The sequence below is a fragment of the Paenibacillus sp. 01L418 genome (genome assembly GCF_056400045.1).
The window spans coordinates 1-16,001 of sequence record NZ_JBFTSN010000119.1 but is presented as its reverse complement, the minus strand read 5'-3'; the positions used below and the strand labels follow the sequence as shown (position 1 = coordinate 16,001).

Here is a 16,001-nt window from a genome sequence, read left to right as displayed (position 1 = left end):
GCCTAACATAACGAGTACAAACACAGCAGCTGCTGTTACTCCGGGGTACCGATAAATAAAACGTACGATGCGGTTTCTCTGCTTGCTCTGTTTCTTCGGCAGTTGCTGCATAATTCGTTCATTTAAAAGCTCGGATGCCTTCTTGTCATAATCCGCGGCAGGCTTAATCGCTTCTAAAGTCTGGAACACCGCGGCGTCCGTCTTCTGGAGCTGTTCAAACCGGCTGCGACAAGCGGGACAGGAAAGCAAATGAGATTTTAACGTAACGATATCTTCACGCGGCAGCTCGCCGTCCAAATAATCATGCATCCATACGATAGCGACGTTGCAATTCATAGCAGCCAGTCCTTTCTTTCAGTTGCTCGCGCATTAAGTTCTTATCTCGCTATTAGGATACGTTACTAGCAAGAAGGATGTTTCACTTTTTTTCGTAATCGCGTAAGTAATCCTTTGCAGGTAAGGAATTAGCTTGAATTTCTCCCGAAAAGAAGCCTATGTCTGCGCTAGACATGGCTTTCCTTTGGAGGATTGTATCATTATTTGTAATTATAACTTATGCTCAAGCTTCTTCCGAAGAAATTCCCTGCCGCGGTGAACCCGCGTTTTGATCGTCGTGACAGGCATGTCCAGCACATCGCCAATTTCCTGCAACGACAGGTCCTGCATATATCTAAGCGTCATCACGCTCTTATATTTCGGTGGCAGTGAAGCAATAGCCGCATGTATAATGCGCTGTGTGTCCGAGAGAAGCAGCTCTGATTCTGGCGTCCGATTATCGCTCGGTATCATGGAGTAGCCATCCAGCCCCTCGTGATCCGATGACTCCGCATCCAGCGAATAGGTCGGCTTGCGTTTGCGCAGTCGATCAATACATAAGTTCGTAGCAATTCTATATATCCAAGTTGAAAATTTTAACGTTTCATCATATCTATCCAGGTTTTTGTAAACGCGAAGGAACGTATCCTGCACAACATCCTCCGCTTCCTGGCGGCTGTTTAACATTCGATAAGCCATATGAAAGAGCTTGTCTTGATAGAGGTCTACAAGCTCAGCAAAAGCCTGCTGATCGCCTTTAAGCGATAACTTCGCCAGGCGTGCTTCCAATACAATCACCTAAACTCCTCCAAACCTTCCATTCGATCGACTGATCGCCTTGCTCTATTTTATAAATATATAATGTCCGCATCCATACACCCTAGAAAAATCGTAATGCACATGGGCTGAAAAAGCAAGACAATTGAGAAAGATACTTCCAATATGAGCATCGACCCTAATTAGCCGTAATGTTCATAGTCATGAGCAGCAATGTACGTACATCAGGTTCAGGTTTCATTGCCGTTTGCTCCAAAAAATACTAACCGTTCTAATAATTATATAGGTTTGACGTTCAGTCAGCAATCGACCTGAGGCTAGTTGTTTTTTCGACTTTCGGCTAGGAACGCTAAAATAAAGCAAAAAAGGTCTAGGAAACGTAATGTTCCCAGACCTTCAATGTTCATGCGCTTTATATTTATTAAAGTGTATTTGTTTTCAATTGCTCGAGCACCTTTGTAATCGTCGTCGTAGGAATCGCAAAGCCAATGCCTTGTGCCTCAGCGTTCACAGCCGTGTTTATACCAATAACCTCTCCCTTCTCGTTGAGAAGCGGTCCTCCAGAGTTCCCTGGATTAATAGAGGCATCTGTTTGCAGCAAATGCTCGTAATTATGGTTCCCTTGCTCATCTGCAATCGTAATTGGGCGCTCTTTCGCGCTTAACACGCCCATAGTCAACGTTTGATCGAAGCCATATGGATTGCCGATCGCCATCACCCAGTCACCGATTCGCGTTTGGTCAGAGCTTCCCAGTTTAAGAGACGGGAATGCTTTGCCGTTTGGCTCTTCCACCTTAAGCACAGCCAAGTCTAGATCATAACTCGAACCAAGCACCTTTGCTGTTAGAGGCTCGTCATAACCTTGAACCGTTACTTTAACCTCCTTTGCATCCGCAATTACATGCTCGTTAGTCAGAATATAACCATCCGATTCGAAGAAAAAGCCTGTACCAGAGCCTACTAACTCAAGATTTGAACTGCTTGGCTGTTGTTCTTGCGATTCTTGCTGCTGTCCGTTGCTACCCGACCCGCCATTTCCAAAAAACTGTTGAAAGCGTGGATCGTCGAACATGGAGTTCGAACGTGCTGGCTCCCCATAATTTTCGATCTTCACAACCGCGGGGCTCGCAGCTTTATAGACGGAAGCAATATCTTCACTTGAGCTTAGCGATGCTGTAGACAAGCCAGCATCCTGCTGTCCTGAATTGCTTACAACGCTGGAACCCGAGTTTTGAACGGTTTGTTCCCCCCCGCTGAACAGATTGTTTTTATCTGCCATGTAGGAGAAACCGCCAATGACGAGAGCGCCAATCAAAAACGATGCGAGCAGTGTTTTTGCCGAGCTGCCGCCCGCACGCTTTGAACGTTTTTTACCGCCTGGTGCTGACCCTGACCCGCTTCCGCTCCCATCTTGTCCCAGCCCAAGCTCCCTCTCATATGAAGCTCTAAGCTCATTTGTTGATTTGTTGGATTCATAAATATAAGTAGTGACAGGAGTCCGGTTCGTTTCGTTCGATGTATGGTTCGACGTGTAAGTATCACCGCTCGTTTCTGAGCGTTTGTTTTCCTCGTTCATCTCTATCATCCTTTCAATAGTAGGTGTCTGTTTCCTATGTACCTATCATGCAGGATGTACCTTAAACAAAACTTAAGTGGACTATAAAAGAACATAAGAAAAATAGAGTTCTGTTGCAGTTTGTTTTTCTAGCTTCTCACAACAAGGCCTTCCAGCTGCTTTCAACGAAAAAAAGCCAACCACAGTAAATGCCATGGTTGGCTTTGTAGCTATTCTATATTCGCCTAAGCGATTAGTTTGAACAGTTAGCCTGTATTCCGAAGTCCTGCGGCAATGCCGTTGATCGTCAGAAGCACTTCGCGAAGCAGCTCTGGATCATCTTCTTCGTTATCACGCAGTGCACGAAGCTCAGTTAACAGCTGCACTTGCATGTAGCTAAGCGGATCGACGTACGGATTACGAAGACGAATCGACTCTTGGATAACAGGAACATTATCCAAAATTTCCGTTTGGCCTGTGATGCTAAGAATAAGCTCAGATGTAAGCTTATATTCTTCTTCGATTTGCTCAAAAATACGATCGCGGATCGTTTTGTCCTTAATCATATCTGCGTATTCCTTCGCAATAAGCAAATCTGCTTTGGCAAGAGCCATTTGAAGATTGTCAATTAGCGAGCGGAAGAATGGGAACTTCTCGTACATCGTACGAAGCGTGTTCAGCTTTTCCTCGTCGTCGCCAGTATATTGCTTCATTGCAGTACCTGCGGCATACCATGCCGGCAGCAAGTAGCGGCTTTGCGTCCATGCGAACACCCAAGGAATGGCGCGTAAATCCTCGAAACGATCACTGTTTTTCCGTTTGGAAGGACGTGAACCGATGTTCAGCTCGCCAACCTCAGGAAGCGGTGTCGACTCCTTGAAGTACGTCAAGAAATCTGGATCGCGGAAAATAAGATCCTGATACTTCTCGAGTGCCGTCTCGGAAATCGAACGTGCAATTTCTTCCCACTCTGCTTCTGCTTGCGGTGCTTGTTCTGGGTATTTCGCCAGACGAGCAGCCGTAATCAGCGCCCAAGTTGCTTGCTCCAAGCTGCGGTATGCAATACCTTGCATCGAATAACGCGAGGATAGAACCTCACCTTGCTCGGTAATTTTGATGCCGCCGCCGACCGTATGTGGCGGTTGTGCAAGGATACTGCGGTTAAGCGGCATGCCGCCGCGGCCAAGCGCTCCGCCACGGCCGTGGAAGAACTTCAGCTTAACGTCGTACTCTTTGCCGGCTGCTGTAATTTCATTAAGTGCTACGCGCAGCTCCCAGTTCGCTGTAACAACTCCGCCGTCTTTGTTGCTATCGGAATAACCAAGCATAATTTCATGCAGGTTGCCGCGAGCTTCCACCGCTTGACGGTAGATCGGCATTTCGAATAGCTGCTTCATAATAGCTGGTGCTGCATGCAGGTCATCAATCGTTTCAAATAGCGGTACCGATTGCAGTGTACAACGAATCGTGCCGTCCGCTTCCTTGCGGAACAGGCCAACTTCCTTCGCAAACACCATAACCTCAAGCATGTCGCTTGCCGCTTCCGTCATACTAATCAGATAACTTGAAATACAATTTATGCCAAACTCTTGCTGCGCCCGATAAATCGTATGGTATACATTCAAGCATTCACGCGTGGACTCCGTGTAATCTAGATGCCCCGAAGTAAGCGGACGCGGATCATTTAGGAGACGGTGAAGCAGGTCTGTTTTTTCTTCTTCTGGAAGTGCCGCATAATCTGCTGCTACATTCATTTTCGCCAAAATTTCAGCCATCGCATTTTCATGCTCTTGGCTATGCTGACGAACATCAAGTGCCATAAGGTGGAAACCAAACAGCTCCACTTGACGTACTAACTTAGCAAGTGCTGTATCTGCTACATAATCAGCGTAGTGATGACGCAAGCTGCGATCGATAACGAGCAAGTCCTCGCGAAGCTCTTCCGGGTGGTTGTAACGCATTTGCGAACCCTTAAGCGATTCATCGCGTGTATTAGCCAGCTTCTCTAGCATAAAGCCAAGCTTAATACGGTATGGCTCCTTCGTATTTCTCCAAAGATCGACGCACTTAAGCTCAACATGCTCGCGATCCGATCGAATCGAATCGATAAGCTCAGCCGATACCTCGACAAGGTTTGTGCTGAAGCTGAGAAGATCCATAAGCTCGCCTAGTTTTTCTTCGTACTTGCGAATAGCCAGCTGACGGTGCAGCGTTAGCGTTTCCCAAGTTACCTGAGCTTTCACGGATGGGTTACCATCGCGATCGCCGCCGATCCAAGAGCCAAAGCGCAAGTAATCCGGCACATGCCATTTCTCATCTGGATAGTACTTGCTTAGGCAGCGTTCAAGTTCTTCATAAACATTAGGAAGCACCTCGAACAATGTCTCATCAAAATAGTACAAGCCGTTACGAACTTCATCGATAACGGTTGGTTTGCGGTCACGAAGCTCGTCTGTTTGCCACAAAATAAGAACCTCATTCATGAGCTTCTCACGCAGCTTCTCGCGCTCGCGATAGGTTAGTGTTGGATTATCCAGCTCCATCACATCCACAGCAATCCGTTTATGAATATCAAGCACCGCGCGGCGAGTTGCCTCGGTCGGGTGTGCAGTCATTACTAGTTCCAGCGAAATATTGCTCAAAATATCTCTAACTTCCTCGATTGCAATGTCGCGTTCCTTCAGATCTTGAACCGCGCTCTCAATGGAGCCGCGTTGGACCGCTTCGCCAGCAGAAACCTCGTAATCACGTTTCCGTCTAATCCGATGATTTTGCTCTGCAATGTTGACAAGCTGAAAATAAATGGCAAACGCTCTAATCACTTGATGACGTATTTCCGGGTTAAGCGATGATACATTTTCTTTAAATTGATCAAATAATTCCGGTACAAATTCAGCGCGAAGAGATTTACTTTGTTCACGAATCCGTTCTACGATTTCAAGCAGCTCGCGGCCGCCTTGATGAACAAGAACTTCACCGAGAATGTTGCCTAGAAACCGGACATCGCGTCGCAGCAAATTGTTAGCCTGCTGCCGATTTGTGGTCAAAGTAGATGCAGATTGATCCGACATACTGTTCCTCCTAAATTTTTGCGAAGCAACGATCGCTCCGTAAGCATTTACTTGTTTTCCGAAGCAGCAATCGCTTCGAAAGCTTGCTTGTACAACATGAACGTTTTTTTGACTTCTACCATCATACTACAAAAACCTACAGGGTTGAAGCCCTGAAGCCAATCCTAACAAAAACAGATTCACGCAAACGAAGTATATAACCCGCTCCTTTTTGCTGCTTATGTTTCCGTTAAATAATAACTGCGAAAGACAACCCGCTTCAGTTAAGTTAACGATGCTTAATAAATTAGCGAAAGGACTGGTTCAATCCCATAAATAAGACCTCTTATGAAAAAGACCGCAGCACCTCTCTCTGAAGGGCGCTGCGGTCTTGCTCAAGTCGAATTATGACATTAATTGAATTAATTTCGCCAGCATTTTTGCTGCTTCCTCACGGGTAGCCAAATCCTTCGGTGCAAAATAGCTGCCTGCCTTATTTGCATAGATCTTGCCGTTAATGATTCCCGCCTGCTGCACTGCAGCTGCTGCTTCCTTCGCAAATGCACCAATAGATGATGCATCTTCAAACGCTATAGCATTTGTCTGCACGGGCAAATCAAAGTTCATGACTTCAACGAACCTTGCAATCATAGCAACCATTTGCTCACGGCTAATATTGGCTTTAGGATTGAAGCTGCCATCTCCAGCGCCTCCGACAATTTCTTTTTCAGCCGCCCATGCTACCGCCCCTGCAAAGTAATCGGATGACTTCACGTCCGTAAAGCTTGATGACGTGTAATCGTCCAGTTGAGCGCCGGCAATTCTTGCAAGGATGAGTGTGAAATCAGCCCTTGACATGTTAGCCTTTGGAGCAAACTTTTGATTGCCCAAGCCGCCGATTATATCTCTGGAAGATAAGTAAAGGATAGAATCCTTCGCAAAGCTTGATGCAGTGTCCAAAAATGCCACATGATTGTAGCCAACTCCGTAAGTAGAGAAATGGCTTACCGTAAACTGTAATTGACCTGTCGACTTATCGTACACGCTGTTAGGTACAATGCTAAGTTTGCCGTCATTTGCAATATAGTAGATGACTACTGCTTGGCTGTCTTCGTTTGCTTGAAGCGAATAAGGAATGCTAACCCGTGCTGTACCGCCCTTCAGATCGGTAATCGCTGTTTTTCCACCGATCACATCAAACTCATACACAGGATGGCTGCCGATCGTTTCCTTAATCGCACTAGAAAGCTTAGATACATCCGCTTTGTTGACCGCTATGGAAAGCTCGCCATTCCCTGAGGCTGCCGCCAATGTTCCAATAGCCTTAGCATCAAAGGATACGATTCCGAGTCCTGCATTAACATCCAGCGACTTCAATCCCTTAGCTGCAAGCTTAGCGATAGCTTTTTCCTCAAACTTGATAGCCGTTGACTTGGTGTCTGTGTTAGCCGCCATTTTAAACTCAATGGATGCAGGCTTGCCGTTTGATGCTTTATCTAATGCAGCTATTGCTGCATCCAATTGATTTACCGTTACCGTTGCTGTTGTCTTACCGCTGTTATCCGTTTCAGCTTTAAGTGTGCTTACTGCTTTTACGGTCTCACCATTTACGATCGTCACTCCAGCATCTTCAGGTTTTGTAGAAGGTGCAGGCGTCGGCGATGGATTCGGTGTTGGCGATGGAGTTACGATGTTACCTGAAGTAACCGTGACACTCGTCTCAGCGAGACCATATCCGTCAGCACTCGCTGCTGAAATGACCGCTGTTCCGGCTTTTAACGCTGTGACATTTCCATTTGAATCTACGGTTGCCACAGCTGTATTAGAAGAAGTCCATATCGCAGCAGCAGAGCTTCCGCCTACAGGCTGGACAGTTGCAACCAGCTTCGATGCAGTATCTCCAACTTTTAAGGATAAGGAAGCCTTATCCATCGTTACTTTCGTTACATTCAGCTGATATACGCCTACCTTGCCGCCTACCTCGAAAGCAACCAAGAGTAAAGGCATTCCAGTTGGGCTAATGTTAGCCGGAATAAACTCCAAGCCTTCTGGGCCAGTATCTGTATCTAAGTTGTCCTTGCCTTGACTGTCTTTGAACACGCGAGTATTTGTATAATTAGCGAATGTCGCATGCGCAGGATCTGTTACATCATAGGTCATGAAACCACCGATGCGCTCAAGACCAACGAATGCCAAAACCTTATTGCCAACCTTCCCCGTTTTAATATCTTCCGGTTCTGGTCCCTTCTTGCCGCTTCGATCGTCAATGGCTGTCTTACTGTTGCTTGTGTTAAAGAATGCTGGCAAGCGACTGCCCGTTATCGTTTCAAAATCGTTGCCGCTGTCATAGACCTGCTCCATCGAGTTCGCATTCCAGATAGAGAAAGAACGTCCGCCGTACATGTAAATGCCGTCATTGCCCATATCGCTTGCGACTTCAATACCATCATAAGCAGTCTTGCCATTTAGGAAAATCGCTGCCGCTGAAGTCGGATCAAGCTTTCCTTTTAATGCACCTATCGTGCTGCCGTTTGTACGGTTCGGCCATTCTGTTACATCGCCTTCATTAGCTGTAAAAAGGTACGTTTGACCGTTAATCGTATGAGATGCGATGCCATCAGGCATGTACATCCCTTTAAAAGGTACATTTTCCAGCTTAATCGCACCGTCTTTTAGAACGTCGAGAGAATTACGCGGATCATTATAATCCTTTAATCCGAGTGCTTTTACAGCCGTCACTTTGTTCGTTTCGATATCAATAATCGCAATTGCATTATTCTCTTGCAATGACACATAGGCTGTCTTGTTATCATCCGAAAGAGTGATATACTCAGGCTCCAGATCATACACAGCGTCTGCTTTTGTTCCGCTCGATTTAATTTTCCCATCTGCCGGATCTACTTTGCCGCGAATATGAACACCATCCTCGATAACGGACGGATCATCGAAGAGTACATGTGTAACTTTGTTGTTTACTGTATTGACGATCGTTACGCTTCCTTTAGGATCATCTGTACCATTGCGCGGCTCCGCCTCATCCGCAGTAAGGATATACTTTCCATCAGCTGTTGACTTAATCATATCCGGTTGTACACCAGCAGCGTAGGCTGAGATTAAATTACCATCATAATCGAGTACGATGATTTTACCTGGCTTGAGTGGATCCGCCTCTTGTACTGCGACTGAAACACGCTTAGTTGTCGTATTAATATCTACACTAGTTAAATCACCGTATACAAAACCTTCAACCTCGGCCATCGGCTTAACAAGTATCGTTTTTTCTTTACTTAGCGTTCCGTTCCCGCTTCCCAGACTGACAATATCTAAGCTTGGCGGATTACCGGAGCCATTAACTAAATAAAATTTGCCATTGTCTTTGTTGAATTTCACGATCTCGGCAACGCCGCCATCTTTATTGAATTGGCCTACTGAATATTGTCCGATTTTTGAAATATTGAGCGTATCTTTAAACTCAGCGGACGCCGGTTTTATGATCATATCTGCAGCTGCGCTCGCTACAGCCAATCTAACTTCGCTGCCAAAAACTCCAATGGTTCCCGTAGCTTGTGCGTTGTCCCCAACTTCAACCTTCGGAAACGCTCCATTCACATAAAGCAGCATATTGTTATCAAGCTTAATCGTATTAGCCGTTTTGTCCACGGCAGTTACATTGCCTGTAGTTGTCACTCTCCTGCCGTACATATCAGCTGTTACTGAACTAAGCTTATCTACATTAAGCATAGATTTATCGAACGTATCTTCCGCCACTAAGCTAAAAATTTTATTGTTCAGCCTTGTTACCTGTAAGTTGCCTTTTACCCGTACTTCGCCGTCATGAAGACCAGCCGTCCCAGAAACGCGTACCTCTGCACCTACCGGGATGGATGGGTCCATGCCTTCAACAGCAATTGCGCCCGTAAACGATTGTACATAACGCACTGCGTTTGCTTGGCTGTTATCCGATTTAACGGACGGAGTTGTAACCAAACCTTCGACCGTTACCACTTTGTCTGCTGTATTCTTCTGGAGTGAGCCGATAAGCTTCACAAAATCAGGAATGACATCAACGGTTCCCTCTGTTTTCCCACCTCGCGTAGGCGATGGATCCACTACTGCAAAATCAGCAGCATTGTTGTTGGAATCTTGGAAGTTAATGCGGCGCACGCCTTTAACAGCCGCTGGCAGTGAAGCCCCATTCCCTACGGATGTTCCTTCATGCAGGGTAGTTTGAACCGCACCGAAGCCTACCGCATCAACAACTGCCGAAGTGGCGTACACTCCTTGAAATAATTCCACCGTGCCATCCACATCAGACATGCCGATGGATTGCTCTTTCGTGCTTGCATATGCATCAGCTAGGTAAGGATCTCCGTAATTTTTGTCGCTCGTATTGCCCCATGTTGCTTCAAGGCGAACGAGGTAATAATCATGAGGAGCAATGACCGCACCTTCTTCAAAATCATAGCCTTGTACCGTTGTAGCACCTTTATTGCTGTATCTTAAATGATATCCTGCAAGTAATATTGGCGAAGCAGTAGGATTGTAGAGCTCTACAAAATCATACAGGTATGGAGATGCTGCTGGCGGAGTATCTTTATTAATTTTCCCGCCGCCGCCATATACTTCATTAATGAGAACATGAGTTGCTGGAGCTATACTGGATTGAATGGTAAACGCAAACGACTTAACTATGCTAACTGGCGTACCTGCCGTGCTGTCAGTCGCTGTAATCGTCACATTAGTATTTGCTACCGCCTTAGTCGGTGTCCCCGTTAAAGCACCATTTGGCGCAAGACTAAGCCCTTCTGGTAAACCAGTTGCTGTAAAAGTATATGGCGTGTTTCCACCAGTAGCCTGAATAACTGCGGAATATGGAGATCCAACAAAGCCATCAGCAAGAGATGCTGTAGTAATGACTAGCGGCTGGACAATACCCGGCCCCCATGCGCCGTCAGCACCGCTGCGGGGTATTGCTGCTAGTAATGCATCGCCGGTAGCTACCTCATAATCGACTTGTTTGAAATCCGCTTTATTATTGTCTGTATCTACGAAGTTGCTGCGGCGAATGGACTTTTTCTTCGATGTGCCTTCTGCTGAGCCCGTAGGGAATGCAGTCTCATATCCATCGATATTACTATCCTTATCATTGCTTCCTGTACCGACCATATCCACGTAGCCCTCTGGCTTTGATATAAAAGGATTAGGATCAGTCAGTAAAGTTTGATTGCTCATGAGAGCAACCTTCATCCCTTTGTTGTTAATAAAACGCTCCCAAGTAAGATCACTTTTGGCAGAGAGATTTACTTTAGGATTTGCAGCACCTGTAGAAGCTCCTGTTATAAGAAAAGAGGAATGCGCTTTAATCGTTCCGGTCAAATTTAGCATTTCCCAAGCCTTAGTAGCACCTGTCGTTACACCTGGGAGCGGTTCCGCATATTGCAGCGACCAACCAGCAAGATTGACATCACTATCCGTCGGATTATAAAGCTCAATAAAACCGTGAGATAAAAGTATTTCAGCATCCTTACTCAATCCACCGCCATATACTTGATTAATAACAATATGCGGGATCGCTACATTATAGGCGCTGTCTACTGCGTAAGGCGTCCCAGACAATGGCAAACCAGCAGCCATGACAGGTCCACCTGCCAGCACCATGCTGGCCGTAATTTCCGTAGCTAATAATAATGATATTAACCTTTTACTATAGATCTTCAAGTTTTACTCACTCCCATATCTATTATGTTAACTAGAATTGTAGAGAGTTTTTATTTCATAATGATTAATGTTCCATGAAGCTTTTGTAAAGTGCTTGGGGTTTGGTGGGGGTTGGTTATTGGTGGAGTGTTTGGTTATTGGTAGGGTGTTTGGTTCTAGATATAGCGTTTGGTTCTTGGCAAAGCGCATGGTTCTAGATAAAGCGGTTGGTTCTTGGCAACGTTCTTGGTTCTAGATATAGCGTTTGGTTCTTGGCAAAGCGCACGGTCTAGATAAAGCGTTTGATACTTGGCATAGCGCACGGTTCTAGATATAGCGGTTGCTTCTTGGCAAAGCGCATGGTTCTAGATAAAACGTTTGATAAAACGCATTGTAACTACTTGATTAAACACTTGGTAAACCAGTTGATTAAGTGCTTAGTAAGCATTTGATAAAATACTTGATAAACCATTCCAAACCTCGTCTAAGCACATGTTTTACTTTTTTAGTGTATGGGCAAACAAAACAGCCCGCTAAGAGCTTCCAGACGGGATGTTTTGTTTGATAAGTTTATTTTTCTTTACACATATAATATTTTCGACACTCAACATTGGAATACTGTTACGTTTTTTATGGTTAACCTTTAACCCTAACGGACTTGAAATCCGCTATTTCGAGAATTCAAGCTCATTACGTGGATCTAACGGACATAGGATGCGTTAATAGCTCAAAAAGTAGCCAAATTAAGCATCCTGAAACTAAATAAGAGATCCTATGTCCGTTAGTTCTACAAAAGGACGGAATTTCGGCAAATAAGGTATCTCATGTCCGTTAATTCTACACAAGGCTGGAAGCACCACTTATAAGACATCTAGATTCTGTTTGATACGATTATTTATGTTTACATAAATAATATTTTCGGCTCAACATTGGAGTCTGCTCATGCGCTGTTCATGTTCAGTCCTAACGGACATGAAATCCGCTATTTCGAGAATTTAAGCTCGTTACGTGGAACTAACGGACATAGGATGCGTTAATAGCTCGAAAAGTAGCCTAATCAAGCATTCTGAAGCTAAATAAGAGATCCTATGTCCGTTAGTTCTCTAAAAGGATGGAATTTCGGCAAATAAGGTATCTCATGTCCGTTACAGCTCTTACTTGGAAGTTTTAATTGTAGAGAACCCTCACAATTAGCTAAGAATACGTGCGCCTGTACCAATTCATCAAACCCCCACTTTATACCTTCAACTTCCGCTTTAGGTACTTGCCGCTAATATATGATAGTTCACTTTCTTAAGCGTTTTATATAACTTACTTCGCTGCATAAATAACGCTTCTAAGCCGCGCCATTCGAAATTTTTAATCATAACTTGATATTTCAAGAATAGGTTTAAATGTTTTAGGTTCACTGTCTTTGAAACTTAGATTAATGCTTTGCGTAGAAATATTTGTAAATAAAGAAAGAATGAGGTCATTACGAATATAAAACAATCCCTATATGCCCCAACCATTCTTGTGGCTCTGTTTTTTCTTAGCATGTATGAAGCAGGGGACGAGCTACATTGGAAAACATTATAGAGAAGATTTTAGTTTTGGGCTCTGCAATTGGGGTCATATATTTAATTAATTGGCTTACCAAAAAATAAGCTTTAAGTTTATTAGAATTCAAACGTGGTCACTATCGAATCGATATATCGAAGTGTAACTATATTTCTCCAATTCACCTAATGCCAATAAAGGAGAATGATTTAATGAGGCGCAGAACTCGTAATAATAAGGTAGATACTTTTTTTTACAGATTGGAAGTATTTTTTGAAGTATGGATATACCTCCCTCGGCTAATTTTCCGACTATACAAATGGATATTTGATTAGCTTACATACACTTGTTTAGTACAGGGAGTCTCTAAGACGCTTCCGACTAGAATGAAATAAATGTTATGTAAGACCTGGTAAGGCGGTACTAAGCGATATGTCTTTCATGGTGAGAAGGTGTGAATTACTATCCTCCCCTCTATGGGCTAGAGCAGGTTTCTAAGCAAGCGAGAGCTCCCTAATACCCGTTTGTATGATCTATGGCATAAAACGGCGAAGCTACTGCGAGAGAGCGGTTCAGAACTCAAACAAATAGAAGAATGGTTGCTTCATTCATGCGAAGATCGGAACTACAGCAGATATTTATATGCATGATTCTGAAATAACCAGCAGAGAGGCTTCTGATCGGTTTGTGTATCTTAACCCTCAAACAGTTAATTAAAATTTCGCACCATCTTCTGCACCATATTAGGTGCAAGAGGCACTTTTATTGCAATATATAAAAACAAAAAAATCCTTGCTGCGCAAGGCTTTCGGGTTTAAATAGTTGGAGCGGGTGATGGGAATCGAACCCACGCTATTAGCTTGGAAGGCTAAAGTTCTACCATTGAACTACACCCGCAAAGAAAAAAATTATGGTCGGGACGACACGATTTGAACATGCGACCCCCTGGTCCCAAACCAGGTGCTCTACCAAGCTGAGCTACGTCCCGAAGTGTAAATGAATTGCGTCTAATGTTGGGAAAATGGCGCGGCCTAAGAGATTCGAACTCCTGGCCTTTTGATTCGTAGTCAAACGCTCTATCCAGCTGAGCTAAGGCCGCACAATTTATGGAGCGGAAGACGGGAATCGAACCCGCGACCCTCGCCTTGGCAAGGCGATGCTCTACCGCTGAGCCACTTCCGCATGTATTTCTGTCGGCCGTTTGTTTCGTTTATCATCGCGGCGACAAGTAATAATATATCACCCCTGAAAACAAAAAGCAACTGTTTTTTAAAAAAAGTTTTAAATTATTTTAAATCCTTTAAAATACAATGTTCTAATATGGCTGCAAAACCTTATATGGCGCGGAAATATGTGCTTTTAGATTTCATAAATCMAATCATAAAAATCAGCTTAAATGACGTTATATCTTATTACCCGGTTTAATCCTTCCGATTGTTTAGCTCTAATGGATTACATTTTATAAATAACAAATATAAACGGTTCACTTCCCACCCACTCGCTTCTAAGCTCAATATACTACACAGGGCTTATCTAAAAGAACAAAAAACCGCATTTCCAAAGGAAACGCGGTTTACGGCATTCATATTAGTTACTATGCTCCAGCAGCAGCCAATGGTCTCTCTGACTGTGCACGGTTAATCAATGCCACTTTATCAGCAGCAGGCTGGCCGGCTAGTGCATATGGCAAGCAAAGAGGAACGCCTGTACGCGGATCAGGCACGATATCTGCCTCAATGTTAAACACTTCGCGCATAATATCCGGTGTCATAACTTCTGCAGGCGTACCTTCGCCTACAACGACACCCGTTTTAATTGCGATCATATGATGAGCGTAACGTGTCGCGTGATTCAAATCATGAACGACCATGACTACTGTGCGATTATTAGCTGCGTTGAGCTTTTGAAGCAAGTGAAGTACCTCAAGCTGATGTGCCATATCCAGGAAAGTTGTAGGCTCGTCAAGGAATAAAATATCAGTTTCCTGTGCAAGAGACATTGCAATCCATGCACGTTGACGTTGTCCGCCCGATAGATGATCAACCGGACGATCGGCAAAATCAGTCATACCTGTCGCTTCGATTGCCCACTGCACGATACTGCGGTCATCCTTAGTCATCGATCCGAAGCCCTTCTGGTATGGAAAACGACCATAAGAGACAAGCTCAGCTACTGTGAGTCCGTCCGGAGCGGTTGGATTTTGCGGCAAAATTGCCAATTGCTTCGCTACTTCCTTCGTCGATTGCTTATGGATGGACTTCCCGTCCAGAAGTACACTGCCCTTCGAGGGATTCATAATACGGGCCATTGTTTTCAAAATCGTTGATTTACCAGAGCCGTTAGCTCCTACTAGCGCCGTGATTTTCCCTTGAGGTATAGCAATGTTTAAATTCTCAACGATTAGACGGTCATCATAAGCAATATCAAGACTAGAGGTCGTTAAACGAATCATTGAACATGCACGCTCCTTCCGCTGCCTGAGGCAGACACCTTATCATTTTATATTTATATTTCAATAAGTAACGAATATTGATAACGATTATCATTTATTTTCTAATGATAATGTTTCTCATAAAAAAAGTCAATGATAATATAAATAGCATTTATTCATATCGATAAAAATAGAGCCGCATTTAAATAGAAAAGCCGCCCAACAGGTTGGGACGGCTAGCTTTTATCATTTTACATACGTTACCACTTTAGCTTCGTGCCAAATACGAGACCATTGCTTATTAGCCTTCCAGGCGTGGTTATGAGTTTTCCTTGCGCGTACATACCAGAGGATGCTCCTCCGTCCAAATTCATCGCCTGTTCAGCGCCAAGCTGAATCATGATTTGACTCCACTGTTTTATCGTTGCTTTGGAGACAGTAGCTATGACAACAGTCCCGTCCTTTTTGACAAGAATGCCGCTTCTGCCAGCTGCATCGGTCAATATTTTGGAGCTGCTAAACCCTTCACCAGCTGGATTAACTGCCGGTTTCCCATCCTTCACTAGTCTTGGTCCTGCACCAATGGCGGTATGAACGCGAGACCATGCAATCGGACTTTTCGAGAGGTTGGTCATTT

Annotated in this window: 7 protein-coding genes and 4 tRNA genes; all 11 read right to left on the bottom strand. The window is 44.4% G+C overall.

What is annotated here, in order from left to right; genetic code table 11:
* A partial coding sequence (locus AC1DSE_RS16105; protein ID WP_477527891.1) for an anti-sigma factor family protein occupies nucleotides 1–336 on the bottom strand: 336 nt, incomplete at its 3' end.
* Nucleotides 337–546: 210 nt separating this feature from the next.
* Nucleotides 547–1,113, bottom strand: coding sequence for an RNA polymerase sigma factor SigW (gene sigW / locus AC1DSE_RS16100; protein WP_054025284.1), 567 nt, complete (start codon nucleotides 1,111–1,113; stop codon nucleotides 547–549).
* A 400-nt stretch (nucleotides 1,114–1,513) separates the two neighbouring features.
* Nucleotides 1,514–2,668: a S1C family serine protease gene (locus AC1DSE_RS16095; protein WP_477509967.1), complete on the bottom strand. Its 1,155-nt coding sequence runs from the start codon at nucleotides 2,666–2,668 to the stop codon at nucleotides 1,514–1,516.
* Between the two features lie 245 nt (nucleotides 2,669–2,913).
* A complete protein-coding gene (gene ppc, locus AC1DSE_RS16090) occupies nucleotides 2,914–5,718 on the bottom strand; it encodes a phosphoenolpyruvate carboxylase (RefSeq protein ID WP_441885568.1) in 2,805 nt (934 codons plus the stop codon).
* A 384-nt stretch (nucleotides 5,719–6,102) separates the two neighbouring features.
* Complete coding sequence (locus AC1DSE_RS16085; protein ID WP_477509966.1) at nucleotides 6,103–11,415, bottom strand: choice-of-anchor I family protein; 5,313 nt, start codon at nucleotides 11,413–11,415, stop codon at nucleotides 6,103–6,105.
* A 2,341-nt stretch (nucleotides 11,416–13,756) separates the two neighbouring features.
* A tRNA-Gly gene (locus tag AC1DSE_RS16080) sits at nucleotides 13,757–13,830 on the bottom strand.
* A 14-nt stretch (nucleotides 13,831–13,844) separates the two neighbouring features.
* Nucleotides 13,845–13,921, bottom strand: a tRNA-Pro gene (locus tag AC1DSE_RS16075).
* Nucleotides 13,922–13,955: 34 nt separating this feature from the next.
* Nucleotides 13,956–14,032 (bottom strand) — tRNA-Arg (locus tag AC1DSE_RS16070).
* An 8-nt stretch (nucleotides 14,033–14,040) separates the two neighbouring features.
* Nucleotides 14,041–14,115 (bottom strand) — tRNA-Gly (locus tag AC1DSE_RS16065).
* Between the two features lie 412 nt (nucleotides 14,116–14,527).
* The gene (locus tag AC1DSE_RS16060; RefSeq protein ID WP_076271911.1) at nucleotides 14,528–15,385 is read right to left on the bottom strand and encodes an ABC transporter ATP-binding protein; all 858 of its coding nucleotides are present in this window, start codon (nucleotides 15,383–15,385) and stop codon (nucleotides 14,528–14,530) included.
* Nucleotides 15,386–15,624: 239 nt separating this feature from the next.
* Nucleotides 15,625–16,001 (bottom strand): phosphodiester glycosidase family protein (locus tag AC1DSE_RS16055; RefSeq protein WP_477527890.1); only part of this gene is annotated, 377 nt, incomplete at its 5' end.